Origin of the sequence: Streptomyces sp. NPDC127197 (assembly GCF_042672405.1) — a bacterium.
In the GTDB taxonomy this organism is placed as follows: domain Bacteria; phylum Actinomycetota; class Actinomycetes; order Streptomycetales; family Streptomycetaceae; genus Streptomyces; species Streptomyces flavusporus.
This window is the reverse complement of sequence record NZ_JBHXVG010000048.1, coordinates 1-13,058: the sequence shown is the minus strand read 5'-3', so window position 1 is coordinate 13,058 and position 13,058 is coordinate 1. Positions and strand designations below refer to the sequence as shown.

The following is a 13,058-nucleotide window of genomic DNA, read 5'->3' as shown; positions in this document are numbered from 1 at the left end:
CGCTTGTGATCGGCCGTCCGCAGCCCTACTCGTCGCCGACGCGCACCACCGCCAGCGTGATGTTGTCGGGGCCGCCCGCCTCGATGGCGGCCTTCCACAGCTCGAAGGCCGCACGTCCGTCGTCGTGCTCCCGCAGCACCTCGTCGAGGACGTCCGTCGTCAGCGGGTCGGTCAGACCGTCCGTGCAGATGAGGTAGCGATCGCCGGGTGACAGGGACTCGGTCGTCACGTGGGGGACGACGGCGCGGTGGGCGGAGCTGCCGCCCAGGCACTGGGTGACCACGGACGTGGTGCGCTGCCCGGGTTCGAGCGGTGGGTTGTCGTCGACGCTCACCTGGCGCAGCGTGCCTCCCGAGGCCGCGTAGACCCGGCTGTCACCGATGTTGAATACCAGCAGCGAGTCGCGTTGTACGACGACTCCGGCCACCGTCGTCCCCATGGTCGCCAGCTCGCTTTCCTCGTCGCCGGCCGCCTCGAACACGGCGCGGTTGCAGGCGTTCAGGGCGCTGCGGACAGCGTCCTCGCTGCTCAGGGCGGGACCGATCGACGCGATCCGGCGGGCCACCAGCGCGCTGGCCACCTCGCCGCCGGGATGCCCGCCGAGGCCGTCGGCGACGGCGACGACGAGGGGCGTCCCGAGCGGGAAGACCAGGGTCTGCGGACTCTCGGTCACGGTGGCGCACAGGGTCCACGGGCCGATGACGAGGCTGTCCTCGTTCCGGTCACGCAGCAGCCCGGGATGGCTCAGCGCGCTCACGGCGACGTACGGCATGCGGCGTCACCCCGCTCACCGCTCTTGTTCCACGTACTCCTTGAAGTGCTCCAGATCGCTGCGGACGAGCCGCTCGATCGCGTTCGCCTGGGCGAATCCCTTCGGCCCGCCGAAGGTCTCCCTGATCGTGCCGGGGTCGTACTCGAGCCGTGCCTGGACCCGGGTGTGGTTCCGGTCGATGGGCTGCAGCGAGAAGGAGCCCGCCAGCTTAGGAGCGCCCGAGGTGTGCCACTCCATCACGCGTTCGTCGCCGTGGTCGGAGACCTCGGCGTCGAACTCCCGGGCCCGTCCGCCGGCCTCGACGTCCAGATGCGCTCGGCCTCCCGCCTCCGTGCGGGCGGCGCGCACTCCCTCCACGAAGCGCGGATAGTTCTCCACCCGGTGCAGGCTCTCCCAGGCCTTGTCGACCGGGACTCCGACGTCGACATGTTCTTCGAGGGTGCTCACGGCCCACCTCCATGTGCGGATCATGACGGATGGCCTTCCGCTTCCAGTGTGCGCCCGGCACCGGCCGGTCGCCGGGTGATTGTCAGTGCCGGGTGTCACGCTGAGGTCACACAGGATCTGCGAAAGGGAATCGCCGTGATCACCACTGACTTCGTCCCCGGCTCCCCCTGTTGGCTCGACCTCGGTGCCCCCGACGTGCGGGCCGCCGCGGCCTTCTACGGCGCGGTGCTCGGCTGGGAGTACGAGTCCATGGGGGAGGGGGAGGACATGGAAGGCGGGATGTTCCGGAAGGACGGCAAGATCGTCGCCGGGCTCGGCAAGCTGACCGAGGAGGGTGCCCGCTCGGCCTGGATGATCTACTACTGCGTCACCGACGCGGACGCCACGACCCAGGCCGTGGAGCGTGCGGGCGGCACGGTGCGGGTGGCGCCGATGGACCTCGACGAGTGGGGCCGGATGGCGCAGTACAGCGATCCGCTGGGGGGCCAGTTCGCCGTCTGGCAGCCGGGGACGAACAAGGGCGTCGAGCTGGTGGACCAGCCGGGCTCGCTGTCGTGGACCGAGCTGTACACGACCGACGCCGCGGCCGCGAAGGAGTTCTACGGTGGTGTCTTCGGCTGGCAGTTCAGTGACATGGAGCTGCCGGGCGGCGGGGGCACCTACTCCCTCATCACTCCCGCCGGGCTCCCCGAGGAGCGTATGCACGGCGGTGTCATGGAGCTCCCGAAGGAGAACCTTGCGCTGGCGAACGGGAGGCCGTACTGGCACCCGGTCTTCGCCGTCGATGACTGTGATGCCGCGGTCGCCGCGGTCACCGGGAACGGCGGCAGCGTGCAGATGGGGCCGGAGGACGCGGAGGGTGTCGGCCGGCTGGCCGTCTGCCTCGACCCGTCGAGCGCGGACTTCGTGGTGCTCACTCCGAGCACGAGTTGAACCCCGGGAGACCGGACGTCCGGGCCGGCCCGCACGGGCCGGGCCGGACGTCGTGATCGGAGTGATCGGGACGATCAGACGAGGTCGAACCGGTCCAGGTCCATGACCTTGCTCCACGCCGCGACGAAGTCGTTCACGAACTTCTCCTTCGCGTCATCGCTCGCGTAGACCTCCGCCAGGGCGCGCAGCTCGGAGTTCGAGCCGAAGACCAGGTCGGCGCGGGTGCCGGCCCACTTGACCTCGCCCGTGGCCGCGTCGCGGCCCTCGAACGTGGTCTGGTCCTCGGACGTCGCCTTCCACGTCGTGCCCAGGTCGAGCAGGTTGACGAAGAAGTCGTTGGTCAGAGCGCCGGGCGTGTCGGTGAAGACGCCGAGCGGCGACTGCTGGTGGTTCGCGCCCAGGACGCGCAGGCCGCCGACGAGGACCGTCATCTCGGGGGCGCTCAGGGTCAGCAGGTTCGCCCGGTCCAGGAGCAGGTACTCGGCGGGCAGCCGGTTGCCCTTGCCGAGGTAGTTGCGGAACCCGTCGGCGGTCGGCTCGAGCGCGGCGAACGACTCCACGTCCGTCTGCTCCTGCGAGGCGTCCACGCGGCCCGGCGTGAAGGGGACCTCGATGTCGAAGCCGCCGTCCTTGGCAGCCTTCTCGATCGCGGCGCCACCGGCGAGCACGATCAGATCGGCCAGGGACACCTTCTTGGCGCCGGAGTTGAACTCCCGCTGGATGCCCTCCAGGGTGCGCAGCACCGTCGTCAGCTGGTCGGGCTCGTTGACCTCCCAGCCGCGCTGCGGCTCGAGGCGGATGCGCGCGCCGTTGGCGCCGCCGCGCTTGTCGCTGCCGCGGAAGGTGGAGGCCGACGCCCAGGCGGTGGACACCAGCTCGGAGACCGACAGGTCCGAGTCGAGGATCTTGGCCTTGAGCACCGCGATGTCCTCGGCGTCGATGACCTCGCCTTCCGCCTCGGGCAGCGGGTCCTGCCACAGCAGGGTCTCCTCCGGAACCTCCGGGCCGAGGTACAGCGACTTCGGCCCCATGTCGCGGTGGGTCAGCTTGTACCAGGCGCGGGCGAAGGCGTCCGCGAATTCCTCCGGGTTCTCGTAGAACCGGCGGGAGATCGGCTCGTAGATCGGGTCGAAGCGCAGCGACAGGTCGGTGGTGAGCATCATCGGGCGGTGCTTCTTCGACGGGTCGTGCGCGTCGGGGACGATCTCCGGGGCGTCCTTGGCCACCCACTGGTGGGCGCCGGCAGGGCTCTGGGTGAGCTCGTACTCGTACTCGAAGAGATTCTTGAAGAACCCGTTGCTCCACTGGGTCGGCGTGGTGGTCCAGGTGACCTCCAGGCCGGACGTGATGGCGTCCGCGCCCTTGCCGGTGCCGTAGGTGTTCTTCCAGCCCAGGCCCTGCTCCTCCATGGAGGCGGCCTCGGGGTCGGCGCCCACGTGGTCGGCCGGGCCGGCACCGTGGGTCTTGCCGAAGGTGTGGCCACCGGCAATCAGGGCGACGGTCTCCTCGTCGTTCATCGCCATCCGGCCGAACGTCTCACGGATGTCGCGGGCCGCGGCGATCGGGTCCGGGTTGCCGTTCGGGCCCTCCGGGTTGACGTAGATCAGGCCCATCTGGACCGCGCCGAGCGGGTTCTCCAGCTCCCGGTCGCCGGTGTAGCGCTGGTCGTCGAGCCAGGTGGTCTCGGGACCCCAGTAGACGTCCTCCTCCGGCTCCCAGACGTCCTCGCGGCCACCGCCGAAGCCGAAGGTCTTGAAGCCCATCTGCTCCAGGGCGACGTTGCCGGTGAGGATCATCAGGTCGGCCCAGGAGATGCTCTGGCCGTACTTCTTCTTGACCGGCCACAGCAGACGGCGCGCCTTGTCGAGGTTGCCGTTGTCCGGCCAGCTGTTGAGCGGGGCGAAGCGCTGCTGTCCGGCGCCGGCGCCACCGCGGCCGTCGCTGGTCCGGTAGGTGCCCGCGCTGTGCCAGGCCATACGGATCATCAGCGGGCCGTAGTGGCCGAAGTCGGCGGGCCACCAGTCCTGCGACGTCGTCAGCACCTCGGCGATGTCCCGCTTCACGGCCGGGAGGTCGAGGGACTTGAACGCCTCGGCGTAGTCGAACTCCTCGCCGAGCGGGTTGGCCACGGCGGGGTTCTTGGCGAGGATCTTCAGGTTGAGGCGCTCCGGCCACCACTGGCGGTTGCCGCCGCCCTGGGTCGGGTGCGCGGCGCGCCCGTGCGCGACCGGGCAGCCGCCTGCGGTCTCCGCCTTGGAGTCGGTGACGATTGCATCGGGGTTCTCAGCCATGGGAATCCTTCCGGACTTGGGGGATGACGGTGCTCAAGTACTGCGGGGGGTGGAACAGCCGGGGCACACGCCCCAGTAGATGACCTCGGCCTCGTCGATCGAGAAGCCGTGGTCGTCGGACGCGGTCAGACAGGGGGCCTCGCCGCGCGCGCAGTCGACGTCGGCGACGGCACCGCACGACCGGCAGATGACGTGGTGGTGGTTGTCCCCGACGCGCCCCTCGAACCGGGCCGGACTGCCGGCCGGTTCGATGCGGCGTACGAGTCCCGCCGCAGTGAGCGCGTGGAGGGCCTCGTACACGGCTTGGAGGGAGACATGGCCGACGCGGTCGCGCACGCCGGAGGCGATCGCCTCGACGCCGAGGTGGTCACCGGCCCGGACGGTCTCGAGCAGCGCTACACGGGCGGCCGTCACCCGCAGGCCGGCACCGCGCAACTCCTCGGCGGTGGTCGGGGGCCGGGATGCGGTCATGCCGCCGAACCTACCCTCAAGAACACGAACGGTTCAAGAAAACGAATGGTTCTAATTTTGTGGCGTGTCGTGCGCGCTCCTCCGCCGCCCGGGCCGCCGTTCGGATCAGTCGACCGCGAGTGAGACCTCCGTCGCCTTGATCAACGCGACGACGGAGGACCCCGGTTCCAGGCCGAGGTCGGCGACCGCTTCCCTGGTGATCGCGGAGGTCAGCTCCCCGCCTTCCGTCGCGATCCGTACGGAGGCCATGGCGCCGCCCGTCGTGATCTCCCGCACGGTGCCGCGCAACCTGTTGCGGATGGACAGGCCGTCCACACTGCCGGTGGCGAGGGAGACCTCCGTGGACTTGACGAGGGCGCGCACGGCGGACCCCTCGGCAAGACCGAGGTCGCGCACCGCCTCCCTGGTGATCGCCGCGGTGACGTCCTGACCTCCGTCGAGGCGGACGGTCACGGTCGCCATGGCCTCGCCGGTGGTGACGGCGGTGACGATGCCGGGCAGTTGATTGCGGATGCTCAGGCTCACGACGGAACACCTCGAAAGGGATGTACTTCTCGGATCAGGGCATAGTGCAGCCCTACGGTAGCCGTGTCGGCCCTGTCCGAACGGGTACGACGACCCAGTCGGGGAAGAGGGCGTGCCCCCTCCCGCCCTTTCGAGCCGGACCTGCGCGCTCAGCCGGCGGCAGCGCCGAACCACTCGGGCAGCCGGCCGAGCAGATCCTGCTGGTCTTCACCGACCCACGCCACGTGGCCGTCCGGCCGCAGCAGTACCGCGGGCACGTCCAGTTCCTCGCTGACGTCGACGACGTGGTCGACCCGGTCTGCCCAGCCCGCCACCGAGAGCCGGCCGGTCTGGTCGAGCAGCAGTCCGCGGCCGCCGTGCATCAGCTCGTAGAGGTGCCCTCGCTTCAGCTCCACGTCCCGCATCCGTCGGCCGAGCAGTTCATGGCCCTCGCCGAAGTCGTAGCGGATCCCCATCGCGGTGATCTTCTCGATCAGGTACCGGTGCACGTCCTCGAAGTCCATCAGTTCCGACACCAGCCGGCGCACCGCCTGGGGACCCGGCTCGGTGGACATCAGCTCCATCTGCGCCCGGGTGTTGTCCAGCACGTCGGCGGCCACCGGGTGCCGTTCGGTCTCGTAGCTGTCCAGCAGTCCCTCCGGTGCCCAGCCGCCCACCTCGGCGGCCAGTTTCCAGCCGAGGTTGAACGCGTCCTGGATGCCGAGGTTGAGTCCCTGTCCGCCGACCGGCGGGTGGATGTGTGCCGCGTCGCCGGCCAGCAGCACGCGGCCGACCCGGTAGCGCTCGGCCTGCCGGGTGGCGTCGCCGAAGCGGGACAGCCAGCGCGGTGAGTGCACGCCGAAGTCGGTGTCGGCGTACACCCGCAGCTGCTGCTTGAACTCCTCGAAGGTCGGCAGGACCGAGCGGTCCTCGGCCACCCCCTCGGCAGGCACGATGACGCGGTACACCCCGTCCCCGAGGGGCCCGAGGCCGAACCGCAGCTGGGTCTTGCGGACTTCGGCCACCACGGCGGCCAGCTCCTCCGGCGGCATGGTCACCTCCATCTCGCCCAGCAGCGTCTCGACCCTGGCGGGCTCGCCGGGGAAGCCGACGCCGAGCAGCTTGCGCACCGTGCTGCGGCCGCCGTCGCAGCCGACGAGGTAGCGCGAGCGCAGCTGCCTGCCGTCGGCCAGCTCGACGGTCACCCCGTCCTCGTCCTGGCTCAGCCCGACCAGTTCGCAGCCGCGCTGGATCTCGGCGCCGAGCTCGGCGGCGCGCTCGGCCAGCAGGCGATCGGTGGTGGGCTGCGGGATGCCGAGGACGTACGCATGTGCGCTGTCCAGCCGGACCGGCGAGGGCTTGCTGATGCCGGCGAAGAAACCACCGACCTCGTACTGCTTGCCGTGCGCGAGGAACCGCTCCAGCAGACCGCGCTGGTCCATTACTTCGATGCTGCGCACGTGCAGACCGAGCGCGCGGACCACTTCGGTCGGCTCCGTCTCCTTCTCCAGCACGACCACGTGCACGCCGTGCAGCCGCAACTCGCCGGCCAGCATCAAGCCGGTCGGTCCGCCGCCGGCAACGATCACGTCAAACATGAAACCCCCCATTCGACAAGGCTGTCGGCCAGCTGCTCCGCGCAGTCCGGACGGGCAAGGGAATACACACTTCGCGAATCCCTGATTTCCGCAGTTTCTGGCCTCGGCCGGAGATTCTGCGGCACGACCCGGGTCTTGCCGCAAGACCCCCCGTGCGCTATACGTTGAGAGTGGCAAGGAGTGGGTAACCTCCTTGCCTTTCCCGTTTGTTGTGGCACGTCCGGCATGTGAGTGTGGCTCGTATCACATGGCTCGGATTGAGTCGTGGACCCCGCCGATTTCCGTACCCAGCGGTGACACCGGGACGCCGGATGCAAGGATGAGGCCGTCATGACTGCTGGGTGGTGTTCTCGCACGGTTCGGGCCGCGGTGTTCGCGGCCGTCTGTGTGCTGCTCGCCGCCCTCGGTCACGTACTGATGTCCGGCAGCCATGTGCCCTGGTGGGCGCTGGCCGGCGGCGCCGCCGTGACCGCCGCCGGGGGGTGGTGTCTGGCAGGCCGGGAACGCGGGCTGCCGCTGATCGTGGCCGTCGTGGTCACCGCCCAGACGGCGCTGCACTCGGCGTTCTCCCTCGCGCAGTCGGCGACTGCGGGACAGCCCACCGCACCTTCGGACGCGGGTGCCGCGGGCCACGACATGTCCGCCGCGCACATGTCCTCAATGCATATGGGCTCGATGCCCATGCACTCGATGGACGCCATGGACCTGGGTCACACCACGGGCCACGTCATGGGCGGCTCGTCCTCGTTAGGGATGATCGCCGCCCACCTGCTGGCCGCACTGCTGTCCGGCCTGTGGCTCGCCCATGGCGAGCGCGCCGCCTTCCGCATTCTGCGCGCCGTGGCCGGATGGCTGGCGGCGCCGCTGCGGCTGCCGCTCGCCGTGCCGGCCCCGCCGCACGTCCCGCGCCCGCGGCCGTGGCGGCGCAGTTCGGCACGGTCACCGCGCCGACTCCTCCTCGTCCACGCGATCACCTCTCGGGGTCCGCCCCTGGGGACTGCTGTCGTCTGACGACAGCCGGTCTCCCGAGGCAGCCCCGAGGCGCCTCGGGCCACGGTCGTACGCCCGCGCGGGCATCCGGACGCCCCGCAGGGTCCCGTACGGCCTGAATCCCCACTCGCCGGATCCTGCCCGCAGCGTGCCTGTGCGCGCCGCCGGTCGGGCTCCCGGATGACCGAGAAGGACACCAGGTGATCACTCCTGCCCTGCCCGCCTCGTACGAGAAGCGACGCGAGACGTTCCGCGCGCGAACCGAGGACCACGGGACCGAGACCGCCGACGAGTCGATTACCGCCTGGGCGCTCGCCGCCCGCGGCGGCGACCCGGACGCCGTCGACCACTTCGTCCGTGCCCTGCACCGCGACGTCCTGCGCTACGTCGCCCATCTGTGTGCCGACCCCCAGGCCGTCGACGACCTGGCGCAGGACACGTTCCTGCGGGCGCTCGGCAGCCTGCACCGCTTCGAGGGCCGCTCCTCCGCGCGTGCCTGGCTGCTGTCCATCGCCCGCCGTGCGGTGATCGACAGCTACCGGTACGCCTCCGCCCGGCCGCGCCTGAGCGACGTACCGGACTGGCGGCTGGCCGTGGAGCTGGCCCAGCCGCGCGATCTGCCGGGCTTCGACGACGGCATCGCCCTGCTCGACCTGCTCGAAGCGCTGCCGGAGGAGCGCCGGGAGGCGTTCGTCCTCACCCAGCTGCTCGGGCTGCCGTACGCGGAGGTCGCCGAGCTGACCGACTGCCCGGTCGGGACGGTCCGGTCCCGGGTCAACCGGGCCCGCACCGCGCTCATCGACCTGCTCGCCGCGGCGGACGAGCCCGCCGCGCTGGCCGCCTGAGCGACGAACCAAGGGTGCCGACGGGCCCCGGGGGGGGGGGCCGCCGGGCCCGGGTGGGGGGGGGGGGGGGCCCCCGCGTCCCCCCCCCCCGGGGCCCCCCGGCCCCGGTGGGAGGCGGCCGTCGGCACCCTTGTGTGCGTGCGGCGCGATCGGTCAGGCAAAGGCCGCGAGCGCCGCGGGGCCGTGCCGGAAGTCGGGGTCGACCTGGGCGGTGAGGTCGTGGCCGGTGGCGTCGTTGGCCCAGGCGGTGGCGTTGCGCAGGTGGAACTCGACGGCGTGCCGCTGGAAGGTCGCCCAGTCCTTGGGGCGGGCGTCCACCGCGGCGCGCAGCCGGTCCAGCGCACGGGCGTTGTGCGGCTCCAGCTCGCCGTGCCCGCGGCCCTGCTCCTGGGCTCGGACCCAGGCGGACTGCTCGCAGTGGGCGACCAGGTCGTCGCCGACGTGCAGCCGGAGGAAGTCGAGGTCGTCCTCGCCGGTGACCTTGTTGCCGACCACGCCGATCGGAATGCCGAACTCGGCGGCGTGGTCGCGGTACTGGCGGTAGACGGAGACGCTCTTGCGGGTCGGCTCCACCACCAGGAACGTCATGTCGAAGCGGGTGAACAGACCGGAGGCGAAGGCGTCGGCGCCGGCCGTCATGTCGACGACGACATACTCGCCGGGGCCGTCCACCAGGTGGTTGAGATAGAGCTCGACCGCGCCGAGCTTGGAGTGGTAGCAGGCGACGCCGAGATCGCTCTCGTCGAAGGCGCCGGTCACCATCACCGGGACCTCGCCCACCCGCTGCACATGCCGGGAGTGGATCTCGTCGTCGCCCAGCAGCTGCAGCAGCCGTGAGCCGCGTCCCGCCGGGGTCGTCTTGACCATGGCGTCGCGGGAGACGATCCGCGGGTTGGTGCCGCGCAGGTAGTCCTTGATCTCGCCGGTGTGGGCGCTGAGCGGCGGGGCGGCGAACATCTCCTCCTCGTCGAGGCCGAGGGCGTACGCCAAGTGCTGGTTGATGTCGCCGTCGACGGCGACCACGGGCGCCCCCGAACGTGCCAGCCGGCGGGAGAAGAGGGCGGACAGAGTGGTCTTGCCACTGCCGCCCTTGCCGACGAACGCCACACGCATCGCTAACCGCTCCTATTGGAAATGGATGTCGTCTCCATAGGGTGGAGAGGTCAGGGTGGGGTGTCAAATCGGCGGCGCCCAACTGGCCTGTGAAAGAGGCGAGTTGGGCGCCACGTGGTCGCTGGTCAGGGGAGCCGGAGCAGGTTGATCCGGTACTCCTCCACCTGCGGCAACCGCTGGGTCTTGAGGCCGCTGAGCATCTCCTGATACGCCGCCGGCAGTTCCTCGTACATCGTGGTGGGGAGGCTGGTGAGTGTGTGGGAGGCGAGCAGCCGGGTCCCCGGTCGCCAGTCGGTGAGTTCGGCCGGATCCGCGCACGACCACTGCATCTTGGCGTCGACCTTGCTCAGCGCGTCGTGCTGGTCCTGGGTGGCGATGATCCCGGGGCCGGCCGTGTCCAGGGCGAGCAGCGCACCGGGGAAACGGTCGGCGAACAGGTCGACGACCCGGCGCACGTCCGCCTCGGACAGGAAGGGCAGCACCGCTTCGGCGGCGAGGAAGCAGAGGCCGTCCGACTGCGCGGCGATGGAGTCGGCCCATGCCTCGTCCGTCACCGACGCGGCGATCATCGTGCGGCGGGCAGTGTCGGTGAAGAACGTCCGGCGCAGGTCGATCACGTCGGGCAGGTCGAGGTCGAACCAGCGGGCGCGGCCGGTGGCGACGCGCTCGTACCGGGTGTTGAGGCCCGTGCCGATCTCGATGACCGTGCCGCCCGGGTGTTCGGCCAGGAAGTCGGCCACCCACCGGTCGAACAGGCTGGTGCGCAGGACCGTGCCGATGAGGCTCGGCCCGTTGTCGAAGCGGGCGAAGTCGTAGTCGATCGAGGCCACGATCTCCTCGGCCCGGGCGTCGCGCAGTGCGGCGTCCTTCTTGCGGCTTTCCACCGCGCGTCCGTACAGCGGGATGAGCAGGGTCTCCTGAACCGTGCCCAGACGTACACCGTGCTCTGTCATGGCAGTCTCCCGTTTCGGTGTCCGTACCGGGTCGGGCGGTGCCGTGGCTGCGTCCACCGCCCGACCCGGGGTCTCAGGTCCCCGCCATGGCGGGGGAGTGTTCGTGGTCGCAGGTGTCGTCGATGCCGTAGGTGTCCCAGGCGGGGAACGGGTCGTCGGACGGCGGTTCCTCGCCGTCGTGCATCAGGCACTCGGCCAGTGCGGTGTGCAGGGCGTCGGCCTTCAGCTCCGTACCGATGAAGACCAGTTCCTGAGCGTACGGGGCCTCCTCGTCGCGCGCGGCGGACGGCTCGAAGCGAGCGACGGAACCGGCCTGCGACCACAGGCCCGTCACCTGCGGGCGGCTCGCCAGGGTGAAGAAGCCCTTGGAGCGAAGAATCCGCCCGTGGTCGCCGCCGTCCAGCTCCTGGGTCACGAAGGTCCACAACCGCCCGGGATGGAAAGGCAGTTCGGAGCGGAACACGGTCGAGGAGATGCCGTACTCCTCCGTCTCCGGAACATGGTCCCCGTTGAGCTCCCGGACCCAGCCCGGCGCCTGCTGGGCGCGCTCCAGGTCGAACAGGCCGGTGTCCAGGACCTGTCGGAGGTCGACCCGGCCGTGGGTGGCGGGGACGACGCGGGCGGCCGGGTTGAGGCGTGCGAGGGTCGCCCGCAGCCGGTCGGCGGTGGCGGCGTCCACCAGGTCGAGCTTGTTCAGCACGATGACGTCGGCGAACTCGACCTGGTCCATCAGCAGGTCGCTGACGGTGCGCTCGTCGTCCTCGTACTGGTCGAGGCCCCGCTCGACGAGTTCGTCGCCGCTCGCCAGCTCTGCCAGGAAGTTGGCCGCGTCGACGACGGTGACCATGGTGTCCAGGCGGGCCAGATCGCCGAGGGTGGCGCCGTCGTCGCGGGCGAACGCGAAGGTGGCGGCCACCGGCATCGGCTCGGAGATGCCGGACGACTCGATCAGAAGGTGGTCGAAGCGGCCCTCGCGGGCCAGCCGGTCGACCTCCTCCAGGAGGTCGTCGCGCAGGGTGCAGCAGATGCACCCGTTGGTCATCTCGACCAGCCGCTCCTCGGTGCGCGACAGCGCGGCCTCGCCGCCGCGCACCAGCGTGGCGTCGATGTTGATCTCGCTCATGTCGTTGACGATCACGGCGACGCGCAGCCCCTCACGACTGGCGAGGACGTGGTTGAGCAGTGTGGTCTTGCCCGCCCCGAGGAAACCGGACAGAACGGTGACGGGCAGTCGGCCGTACGGCATCCTCGCTCAGCCCTCGGGGCGCAGCAGCCCGCGCTCGTACGCCTTGACCAGGTTCTGCGGCACGAGGTGGCTGACGCCCTCGATCGTGACCGGCACGAGCTGCGGCGTGCTCGCCTTCCACTGGGCGCGGCGGTGGCGGGTGTTGCTGCGGGACATCTTCCGCTTGGGGACGGCCATCGGGATCCTTCCTGGATGCGTTCGTGACTCCCCCGGGGGGAGTGACACAGACGCTACATGAAAATGGATCCCATTACTAAGTGGGTCGGGCTCCTGTCGGCGGGGTCGGCCGGTCGAGCGAGTCGGCTAACAGGGCCCGCTGTCCGGCAGGTGCTTCTCCGCCCAGTCCCCGAGTTCCTTGAGGGCGGGTTCCAGGGCGGCCCCGGATTCGGTCAGCCGGTAGGAGACCCGCAGTGGCGGGCCCTCCTCCACCTCGCGCACGACGAGTCCCGCGGCGCCGAGCTCGGTGAGCCGGTCGGAGAGCATGCGCTCGCTGATCCCGGGGATCGCCCGGCGCAGGTCGGCGAAGTGGGCCGGCTGTTCGACGAGCACGGCCACGATCGGGCCGGTCCAGCGCTTTCCGAGCAACTGGAAGACGCGGGTGATGCCGCTGTCCACCCGCTTGCATGCCTCAGTGTCATGGCTCTGCTCGACTGTCATGCCTTCAGGGTACTGTGCCGCCATACGGGGATGAAAAAAAGTAAGTACCTGTGTTATTCATAGTTGCACACGAAGATTTAGCACGGCGGGCGCCTCGCCATCCCGCGGGCGCCGGCCGATTCACCGCTCTTTGGAGACCCTTGATGGCCACGTTGCTGCACATCGACTCGTCCGTGTTCCCCGCGTCCGCCTCCGCGTCCCGGGCCGTCACGGAGACCTTCCGCAAGGCCTGGGAGGA

At 70.4% G+C, this 13,058-nt stretch carries 14 protein-coding genes and 1 pseudogene; 4 read left to right on the top strand and 11 right to left on the bottom strand.

The annotated features are described in order from the left end of the window. Positions 1–25: 25 nt before the first annotated feature. Both ACFVJQ_RS39505 and ACFVJQ_RS39500 read right to left on the bottom strand, forming a co-directional pair. On the bottom strand, positions 26–772 hold the full coding sequence (locus ACFVJQ_RS39505; RefSeq protein ID WP_385790622.1) for a PP2C family protein-serine/threonine phosphatase: 747 nt from the start codon (positions 770–772) through the stop codon (positions 26–28). Positions 773–787: 15 nt separating this feature from the next. Further along, positions 788–1,219, bottom strand: coding sequence for an SRPBCC family protein (locus tag ACFVJQ_RS39500; protein ID WP_385516708.1), 432 nt, complete (start codon positions 1,217–1,219; stop codon positions 788–790). Positions 1,220–1,354: 135 nt separating this feature from the next. On the opposite strand from ACFVJQ_RS39500, the gene ACFVJQ_RS39495 reads away from it, so the two are divergent. Next, the gene (locus tag ACFVJQ_RS39495; protein WP_385516710.1) at positions 1,355–2,152 is read left to right on the top strand and encodes a VOC family protein; all 798 of its coding nucleotides are present in this window, start codon (positions 1,355–1,357) and stop codon (positions 2,150–2,152) included. 74 nt (positions 2,153–2,226) lie between these two features. Here ACFVJQ_RS39495 and katG read toward each other — a convergent pair whose 3' ends face one another. The 4 genes from katG to rox all read right to left on the bottom strand — a co-directional run bounded on the left by katG (position 2,227) and on the right by rox (position 7,016). Continuing rightward, positions 2,227–4,443 (bottom strand): catalase/peroxidase HPI, encoded by a 2,217-nt coding sequence (katG, locus tag ACFVJQ_RS39490; protein WP_385790620.1) that lies wholly within the window; start codon positions 4,441–4,443, stop codon positions 2,227–2,229. Between the two features lie 33 nt (positions 4,444–4,476). Then, positions 4,477–4,914, bottom strand: coding sequence for a Fur family transcriptional regulator (locus ACFVJQ_RS39485; protein ID WP_385518359.1), 438 nt, complete (start codon positions 4,912–4,914; stop codon positions 4,477–4,479). Between the two features lie 105 nt (positions 4,915–5,019). Further along, on the bottom strand, positions 5,020–5,439 hold the full coding sequence (locus ACFVJQ_RS39480) for a molybdopterin-binding protein (RefSeq protein ID WP_385518356.1): 420 nt from the start codon (positions 5,437–5,439) through the stop codon (positions 5,020–5,022). A 149-nt stretch (positions 5,440–5,588) separates the two neighbouring features. Then, positions 5,589–7,016, bottom strand: coding sequence for a rifampin monooxygenase (gene rox / locus ACFVJQ_RS39475; protein ID WP_385518353.1), 1,428 nt, complete (start codon positions 7,014–7,016; stop codon positions 5,589–5,591). Between the two features lie 330 nt (positions 7,017–7,346). On the opposite strand from rox, the gene ACFVJQ_RS39470 reads away from it, so the two are divergent. Further along, positions 7,347–8,027: a hypothetical protein gene (locus ACFVJQ_RS39470; RefSeq protein WP_385518350.1), complete on the top strand. Its 681-nt coding sequence runs from the start codon at positions 7,347–7,349 to the stop codon at positions 8,025–8,027. 179 nt (positions 8,028–8,206) lie between these two features. Next, positions 8,207–8,851: a sigma-70 family RNA polymerase sigma factor gene (locus ACFVJQ_RS39465; RefSeq protein ID WP_224733823.1), complete on the top strand. Its 645-nt coding sequence runs from the start codon at positions 8,207–8,209 to the stop codon at positions 8,849–8,851. A 153-nt stretch (positions 8,852–9,004) separates the two neighbouring features. Here ACFVJQ_RS39465 and ACFVJQ_RS39460 read toward each other — a convergent pair whose 3' ends face one another. The 5 genes from ACFVJQ_RS39460 to ACFVJQ_RS39440 form a co-directional block, all read right to left on the bottom strand. Beyond that, positions 9,005–9,964: an ATP-binding protein gene (locus tag ACFVJQ_RS39460; RefSeq protein WP_385790616.1), complete on the bottom strand. Its 960-nt coding sequence runs from the start codon at positions 9,962–9,964 to the stop codon at positions 9,005–9,007. Positions 9,965–10,089: 125 nt separating this feature from the next. Further along, complete coding sequence (locus ACFVJQ_RS39455) at positions 10,090–10,917, bottom strand: class I SAM-dependent methyltransferase (protein WP_385790614.1); 828 nt, start codon at positions 10,915–10,917, stop codon at positions 10,090–10,092. A gap of 73 nt (positions 10,918–10,990) precedes the next feature. After that, positions 10,991–12,163 (bottom strand): GTP-binding protein, encoded by a 1,173-nt coding sequence (locus tag ACFVJQ_RS39450; protein WP_385518506.1) that lies wholly within the window; start codon positions 12,161–12,163, stop codon positions 10,991–10,993. Positions 12,164–12,169: 6 nt separating this feature from the next. Beyond that, on the bottom strand, positions 12,170–12,340 hold the full coding sequence (gene rpmF, locus ACFVJQ_RS39445; RefSeq protein ID WP_067027990.1) for a 50S ribosomal protein L32: 171 nt from the start codon (positions 12,338–12,340) through the stop codon (positions 12,170–12,172). A 126-nt stretch (positions 12,341–12,466) separates the two neighbouring features. Further along, entirely contained in the window at positions 12,467–12,820 is a 354-nt protein-coding gene (locus ACFVJQ_RS39440) for a helix-turn-helix domain-containing protein (protein WP_129802758.1), read from the bottom strand. Between the two features lie 143 nt (positions 12,821–12,963). On the opposite strand from ACFVJQ_RS39440, the pseudogene ACFVJQ_RS39435 reads away from it, so the two are divergent. Continuing rightward, a pseudogene (locus tag ACFVJQ_RS39435) lies at positions 12,964–13,058 on the top strand (FMN-dependent NADH-azoreductase); the annotation flags it as partial.